The organism is Endobacter medicaginis, from assembly GCF_014192375.1.
GTDB lineage: Bacteria > Pseudomonadota > Alphaproteobacteria > Acetobacterales > Acetobacteraceae > Endobacter > Endobacter medicaginis.
In genome coordinates this window covers 1-6,997 of sequence record NZ_JACHXV010000040.1, presented here as the reverse complement: position 1 = coordinate 6,997, position 6,997 = coordinate 1, and the positions used below count along the sequence as shown (strand labels likewise).

Below are 6,997 nucleotides of genomic sequence, written 5' to 3'. Positions count from 1 at the left end.
GGCCACCGGCCGCAATCCGCGCCGCGCAGCTTCCACTCGCGGCCGTCGCCGCGTAGGCTTCAGATCGGTGTCTCACAATCTGCGGGCGGTACACCTCGTCCACGGCCTCGTCCGAGGTCTGGCCCTCATATTCTTGTTCGAGCTGCCGGTAGAGCCACCGGGCGAGATCGCGCAGCGCCTCGATCACGCTGTCTTCTGCATCGACTGTCATGTCCTGATAGGTTGGGCTGTCGCGCTCGACGGAGATCGCCATGCAATACTCATGGTAGTAGCGGTCGCGATGCGTGACGGTAGCGTGGAGCTGGTAGAAGTTTCGGCGCTGGATCGCCTGCAAGGCATCGGCGATCCAGTGCAGTTCACTGTCCTTCGGCGCATGGTCGCGGATCTTCTGCGGCGCCCCTTTTGCATGGCGATACCACCCCTCGAAGCAGGCGCCGTCGCCCTGACTCCAAAAGCCTGAAAACCAGATGCAGGGCTTTTGTCGAGTGCCGCCGCCGTAAAGCCGAACCGGCACGGTCTTGAGGTCGATACCGAGGATCGAGCAGATGCGCTCGAAATCGTCATAGACGAACTCGAACCAGTCATGGTCGAAGCCGACCTGCCGATACCAGGCGCGGGCCTTGTCTTTCGCCGCGTCGGAGAGTTCCTCAAGGCGATAGACGGTGGTTTCGATGATTTCAGGCATCGGGATCACCTCCGTCGAGCACGTCGGCGAGCCAGCCATTGGTATAGGTCCAGGCCACCGTTTCGCCGGTGGCGAGGTCGAGAACGTGCGCGCCGCCCCCGAAAGCGTTGACGCGCGGGCGCGAGCAGGTGTCGGCATATTGAAAGCCCCACCGCCCGGTGAGGCCGAACTCTTTGGCGCAGAGCTTCACGAACTGGATCAGGCGTTCGGGATCGCCGGTCTCGTCGTCGTGCATCCAGAGCTGGGTGCCGCCATGCTCGGGCTGGATGGAGAGAAGGAAGCCGTCGGACGGCGGCTCCTCCGAGGCGCCTTCCTCGGACAGCTTGTTGTAGAGGTCGAGCGCGCGAGCGGCGTTCTCGGGCGTGCCGACATCGAGAAGGCATGAGAAATGGGTGAAGAAATTGGCCATATCGGGCTCCTGAAACGACAAAACCCGGCGCGAGGCCGGGCATTGGTGAGTGCGGATTGAGAAGGAAGCGCGGGACAGCCGGAGCCGCCCCGCGCCAGGTCAGGTCATTCGGCCGCGATCGACGCCAGTTCGTCGCCTTCGTCGGCCGGGGCGTCGTCCTCATCATCGGGGAGGAAATCCGGCAGCGCGGCGGCGTCGCCGGTGTCGCTCTCGGTCGAAGCCTCCCCGGTCTGGTCATCGGCGAGATCGGCGAGACGGAGCGGCTCGGGGAGCCAGCCGCTGTCGGCGAGGAGCCGCTCGGCTTCACGCGCCATGTCGCCTTTCTTCAGGTGCCCGATGAGCTGGGCAGCCCGTTCACCGGCGCCTTCGCGGACGGCTTCGAGGATGCGCGGCTTGCTGACGCGGTTGAGGTAGTTGCCGAAGGTCGGCCGCCAGCCCGCGTCGACCATGTCGAGCCCGGTCGCACGCGCGAGCCGGTCGGCCTGAGCGAAACGAACCTGCAGCCCATGCTCGCTGACGCCGCTGCCACTGTGCGGGTTCGGCCGTTCATAGAGGGCGTTCACCCCGTAGCTCACGCAATGCGCCAGTAGCGTCATGCGGCTGGTATCGTCGAGCTGGTCGAGCCAGTTCCACAATGCTTCCTCGTCTGTCGGGATATCCTGCTTCCATGCCTCCTGCCGCTCGGTGACAGTCTTCGCGGGCACGCTGTCCTTCAGATCCTCGGCCTGGATGGGGAAGAAGATCTCGCGGACGTTGGCGTGCAGGCATCCGGTCGTCCCGCCGTGCAGGAAGGTGTCGGTCACGAGCTTGTGGAGTAGCATCGTCATGGCGACATGGGGATGCTGGGCCACCGCGTCCCGCAGCGCGAGGGTGCGGTGCGCGGTCAGTTCGATGATGAGACGCTCGGGCAACGGCTTGATGGCGTCGTCTTCCTCGTCGTCGGGCTCGACAGGCTGGCCGCCGATGGTGATGACGGCGCGCTGGACGGCAAGCGCTTCCGGCTCGGCGCTGGTGATGCCATCCACCTCCGGCCCCTCGCTCGCTTCGGGTTCGATCGGAAGCTCATCGTCGGGACGGACATAGCCGCGGTCGATGGTGAGGGCGCCACCGGCGTCGATGCTGACGAAGACACCACCGATGGCGATGTCGGCGGGATCGTAGCGAACCGGCCGATCGTCGAAGGCTTCGAGCGCCCGTTCGAGTTCGCCGAGTCGCGCGTCGATCTCGTCGGGCAGCTCGTCGCAGTCCTCATATTCGGCTTCGAGCCTGGCGTATTCCTCGTGGAGCGCGTCGGCCGTCACCTGCTCCTCGTCGGTCAGATCGAGCGCCACGCCGGGCAGCTCGCGCAGGCCACGGGTCGCGCCATAAGGCAGCGTCAACGCCACTTCGACCCATTTCCAGCCTTCGGCCGCGACCTCCTCGGCCACAGCCTTCAGCTTGTCGGCGACCAGGCCGTCGAGCAGCACCGGGTCTTGCAGCCAGCCGCCATCGTCATGCTCGAACAGGTCGCGCATGATGTAGCCGCCGGCCTTCTCATAGGCGTCGATGCCGACGAACACGGCCCGCTTGTCGGAGGCGCGCACCGTGCCCTCGGTCAAGAGGCCCTTGATCTGCCAGGATTGCGAGCGTCCAAGTGTGCGAGCGGCCTCCCAGACCTTCTCCTGGCGGTCATGATCGTCCGACACGGCGAAGGCCATGAGCTGCTCCAGCGTCATGCCGTCCTCGGCATAGGCGTCGAGCAGCTTCGGCGAGACCGAGGCGAGCTTGAGCCGCTGCTTCACGATTTGCACCGGCACGAAATGGGCGGCGGCGATGTCCTCCTCGGGCATCCCCTTGGCCCGCATGTCCTGAAAGGCGCGGAACTGATCGAGAGGATGCAGCGCCTCGCGGTCGGCGTTCTCGGCGTAGGAGATTTCCTCGGCGAGAATCACATCGTCGCGCTCGCGGACGACGCAGGGCACCGGCGCGGTCTTGGCGAGACGCTTCTGCTTGACCAGCAGTTCCAGCGCCCGGAAGCGGCGGCCTCCGGCGGGCACCTCGAACATGCCGGTCTCGTTGCCCTCGGCATCGAGCACCGGCAGGACACTGAGGCTCTGAATGAGGCCGCGACGGGCGATCGAGGCCGCCAGGTTCTCGATCGAGACGCCGGCCTTCACGCGCCGGACGTTCGACTGGCTGAGCATGAGCTTGTTGAGGGGGATGTCGCGCGAGGACGACAGGGCGATCTTCTGAACGGCAGTAGCCATCGGGATTTACTCCGCGACGGGCGGCCGGGAGACTCTCTCTCGACCTCCAACCCGTCACGGAAGTCCGGCCCTCCTCTTCCTCTCTGGGACGCCGACCGCAGGCACGGCACCCGCGCGGAACCGCACGCCCACCTTGCCCGTGCGCGCCAGTGGAAATTGGTATTCTGGCTGCCTCGTCTGATCGGGCTCAGCGAATTGAATCGTATCGCCGGCGATTGTCATGAATGGTTGCGATGTTTGCGCGCGCCCATTGCGCCAGATGCCGTACAGGCTCCGACAGCGAGTGCCCCAGCGCGGTCAGCGCATATTCCACCTGCGGGGGCGTGGTGGGGCAGACCGTGCGCTCGACCATGCCGTCCCGTTCAAGCGTCTTCAGGGTTCGCGTCAGCATTTGTTGCGAGATGCCGCCGACCTGGCGCTTCAGTTCGTTGAAGCGCCGTGGCTGGTCGCGAAGCGCCACCACCACCTGCATCGTCCATTTGTCTCCCACACGGCTGAGAACTTCGCTGACCTGGTGGCAGTCGGGGGAATTGCTGGGCGACGAAGGCATATCCATCTGACCTGGCCCCAAAAATATGCGTTCTTGGCGTGTGAGAAGTAGTCATCTAATTGGTGGTGGTCAATATTTGTGACCATATTGGCCCGGAGACGGGCTTCAGAACACGCCACCAAGGAGACCTGCATGATCCTCTATTACGCTCCCGGCGCTTGCAGCCAGGCCAGCCACATCGCGCTGGTCGAGGCAGGGTTGCCTTACAAGCTCGTCCGCGTCGGTCGGGACAAGCAGACCGAAGACGGTCGTGACTTCTGGACGATCAATCCGAAGGGCTACACGCCCGCGCTCGAACTCGACGATGGAACGATCCTGACCGAAAACCTCGTCATTCTCGCCTATATCGCCCAGTTGACTGGCAAGCTACTGCCGGAGGACGGCCTCGTCCGCTGGCGCGCGCTGGAAGCGACGGAGTTCATGACGACCGAGATCCACGTCAACTTCAGGCCCTTCTTCTTCAACGCGCCGCAGCCGGAGAAGGACAAGGCGCGGCAGATGCTGGACAGACGCTTCGCGACGATCGCTGGACAACTTGACGACAAGCCATTTCTCGTGAGCGATCGGATGACGATCTCCGACCCTTATCTGTTCGTGATGCTGTCGTGGGCGGCCATGTTCGGGATCGACGTGCCGGAGCGGCTCAGCCACTATCTTGCGCGGATGAGGACGGAGCCTTCTGTCGCCAAGGCGCTCGCTGAGGAGGGACTCGCTGCCACCTGAAAGCTGAGCCAATCGCAGCTTCATCCGCGATGGCTGGTGTTCGGGAGTCGATCGTCCGCTACGTGCGGGGCAATCCCGTTGCTGATGCTGATGCTGATGCTTTGCTACCGGGCCATAATAAAAAAACGCGGCCCTCGCACTTGTGGAGGACCGCGCCGTGGAAAATCGGAAACGAAGAGTAAAGACGCAAAGCCGGAGATACGGAAAATCGCGTGCCCGGCTTTGCGGAAGTCAGGCGGCCCGATCCATGAGCTTCTTGGCCTTGGCCTCCATATCGAGGCGGGCATCCTGATGGGGCTTGTCCCGCGCGACGGCGGTGATGCCCTGCACGAAATCGAAGACGCTCTCGGGCGGACGGCCTTCCTCGGCCAGAACGGTGTCGATGATCTTGCCGGTCTCGGCCTTGGAGAAGCCACGACGGCGCAGGAACTCGGAGCGATCCTCGTCGGTGCGCGCCACGATCCGCTCACGCGCAGCCCTGATGCCGTTGAGGAACGGCTGCGGCGAGGAATCCGCGAGGTTCAGCAGGGCCGGCGCCGCCTCATGGGCGAAGCGGGAGGCGGCATATTTGGAGTGGCGGATGGTGATCTCCTCGAAATTCTCGACGCCCCACAACATGCGATTCTGGCAGACCGCGCGGAGATAGAAGGAGGCAATGCCGAGCGTCTTTGCCCCGACCTCGCTGTTCCAGGCATAAAAGCCACGGAAAAACAGGTCAGGCGAGCCATCGGGCAGGCGTCCGGCCTCGATGGGATTAAGATCGTCGACGAGAAAGACGAACACGTCGCGGTCGGAGGCATAGAGGGTGGTCGTGTCCTTGGAGACATCGACGCGGGGGTTGTAGATGCCGGTCGACCAGTCGAGTACGCCCGGCACCTTCCAACGGGTATCGCCGGTGCCATTGCCGGCGATGCGCTGGATGGCCTCGATCAGCTCATAGTCATGGATACGGCCATAATCGGGGCCGGTGACGGCGCGCAACTCGACGCGGCCTTCCTCGATTTCGAAGGTCTTGATCTGCTCGGCCCGATGCGAGGTCAGGCCATATTGCAGGTTGATGCCGGCGAGCGCGGCGGGAAGCTGGCGCAGATAGGCGGCCGGGGCGCCGACCAGGCTGGCGAGCTGCCCGAAGCTCCAGTGCGTCGGCGCGATCGGGGCCGCCGCGCCGGGTAGGATCAAGGAGAGGCGTTCGGGGTCGGAGCGACTCGCCTCGACGTGGATCAGGGCGCTTTCCACCGTGCGGGTCCGGCTCCGCTCGGAGCGTTCGCGCACGGTGCGGCCCAGATCGGTGAGCGAGAGAAAGCGTTCGTCGTCGGGGCGTGAGAACCATTCCGACGACACGCGGCCGACACGGTCGCCACGGCTCACATCCACCTTATAGCCATTGCTCGCGTCGTGGCGGGCATCGAGAACCTGGATAGTCATGGGACGAAACTCCATGACGGGCGCCGGAGAACTCTTCTCCAGCCCTCATCCCGTCACGGAAACCCGGCCCTGAGCGGCCCCCACTGGGTGGTCCGGGATGAGTGTTAGTGCATTGTCGTCTCCGCCGCCATTGCCGGTCGGAGGTGGAGCGAAGCGGAACCGGAGGCCGGCAATGGCGGGGTTGCTGCTTCCGGCGCCGGCGGGCGGTAGCCGAGGCTGCTGTGCGGCCGGACGGTGTTGTAGTGGCGCCGCCAGGCCTCGATCAGCACCTTGGCCTCGGCGAGGCTGTAGAAGATCTCGCCGTTCAAGAGCTCATCGCGCAGTGAGCCGTTGAAGCTCTCGTTGTAGCCGTTCTCCCAGGGCGAGCCCGGCGTGATGTAGAGGGTCGTCACGCCGATCTGGCCGAGCCAGGCCTGGACCGCGGTCGCGATGAACTCGCTGCCATTGTCCGACCTAATGTGCGCCGGCGGCCCGCGCTCGATGAACAGCTCGGCGAGGGCAGCCAGCACATCCTCATGGTTGAGCTGGCGGGCAACGATCAGCGCCAGGCATTCCCGGCTGGCCTCGTCGATGATGGTGAGGATGCGGAACTTGCGCCCGTCGTGCGTCCGCCCTTCAACGAAGTCGTAGGCCCAGACGTGTCCCGGATATTCCGGCCGGAGCCGGATACAGGACCCGTCATTGAGCCGGAGCCGGCCTCGCTTCGGCTGCCGCTGGGGCACCTTCAACCCTTCGCGCCGCCAGATCCGCTCGACGCGCTTATGGTTCACCGACCAGCCGGCGGTGTGGAGCAGCGCCGTCACCCGGCGATAGCCGTAGCGGCCGTACTGCCTGGCCAAGGCTACAATGTCCTCGGTGAGCGCCTCTTCGTCATCTGCCCCGCACGGCACCTTGCGCTGCGTCGACCGGTGCTGGCCGAGCACGCGGCATACCCGCCGCTCGGACACGTCCAGCACGTC

The 6,997-nt window shown here is 64.9% G+C and carries 7 protein-coding genes; 1 reads left to right on the top strand and 6 read right to left on the bottom strand.

The genetic code is table 11. From position 1 onward, the window contains the following. From FHR90_RS16695 to FHR90_RS16680, 4 genes are all read right to left on the bottom strand, one after another. The coding region (locus FHR90_RS16695) for a hypothetical protein (RefSeq protein ID WP_246330352.1) at positions 1–685 on the bottom strand (685 nt) is incomplete at its 3' end. Then, complete coding sequence (locus FHR90_RS16690; protein ID WP_176623975.1) at positions 678–1,094, bottom strand: hypothetical protein; 417 nt, start codon at positions 1,092–1,094, stop codon at positions 678–680. The genes FHR90_RS16695 and FHR90_RS16690, both read right to left, overlap by 8 nt. 104 nt (positions 1,095–1,198) lie before the next feature. After that, on the bottom strand, positions 1,199–3,340 hold the full coding sequence (locus FHR90_RS16685) for a ParB/RepB/Spo0J family partition protein (protein ID WP_176623977.1): 2,142 nt from the start codon (positions 3,338–3,340) through the stop codon (positions 1,199–1,201). A 187-nt stretch (positions 3,341–3,527) separates the two neighbouring features. Beyond that, positions 3,528–3,896, bottom strand: coding sequence for a winged helix-turn-helix transcriptional regulator (locus tag FHR90_RS16680; protein WP_176623979.1), 369 nt, complete (start codon positions 3,894–3,896; stop codon positions 3,528–3,530). 126 nt (positions 3,897–4,022) lie between these two features. On the opposite strand from FHR90_RS16680, the gene FHR90_RS16675 reads away from it, so the two are divergent. After that, positions 4,023–4,613, top strand: a complete 591-nt coding sequence (locus tag FHR90_RS16675) for a glutathione S-transferase N-terminal domain-containing protein (RefSeq protein ID WP_176623981.1) — start codon at positions 4,023–4,025, stop codon at positions 4,611–4,613. A 231-nt stretch (positions 4,614–4,844) separates the two neighbouring features. On the opposite strand, the gene FHR90_RS16670 is transcribed toward FHR90_RS16675, so the two are convergent. Together FHR90_RS16670 and FHR90_RS16665 are read right to left on the bottom strand one after the other, a co-directional pair. Further along, the gene (locus FHR90_RS16670) at positions 4,845–6,038 is read right to left on the bottom strand and encodes a DUF932 domain-containing protein (RefSeq protein WP_176623983.1); all 1,194 of its coding nucleotides are present in this window, start codon (positions 6,036–6,038) and stop codon (positions 4,845–4,847) included. A 104-nt stretch (positions 6,039–6,142) separates the two neighbouring features. Further along, positions 6,143–6,997 (bottom strand): IS3 family transposase (locus tag FHR90_RS16665; RefSeq protein WP_183275545.1); only part of this gene is annotated, 855 nt, incomplete at its 5' end.

Coding starts and splice junctions, on each gene's coding strand:
- FHR90_RS16685 (WP_176623977.1), bottom strand. CDS start 3,340: ATGGCTACTGCCGTTCAGAAGATCGCCCTGTCGTCCTCGCGCGACATC.
- FHR90_RS16670 (WP_176623983.1), bottom strand. CDS start 6,038: ATGACTATCCAGGTTCTCGATGCCCGCCACGACGCGAGCAATGGCTAT.
- FHR90_RS16690 (WP_176623975.1), bottom strand. CDS start 1,094: ATGGCCAATTTCTTCACCCATTTCTCATGCCTTCTCGATGTCGGCACG.
- FHR90_RS16675 (WP_176623981.1), top strand. CDS start 4,023: ATGATCCTCTATTACGCTCCCGGCGCTTGCAGCCAGGCCAGCCACATC.
- FHR90_RS16680 (WP_176623979.1), bottom strand. CDS start 3,896: ATGGATATGCCTTCGTCGCCCAGCAATTCCCCCGACTGCCACCAGGTC.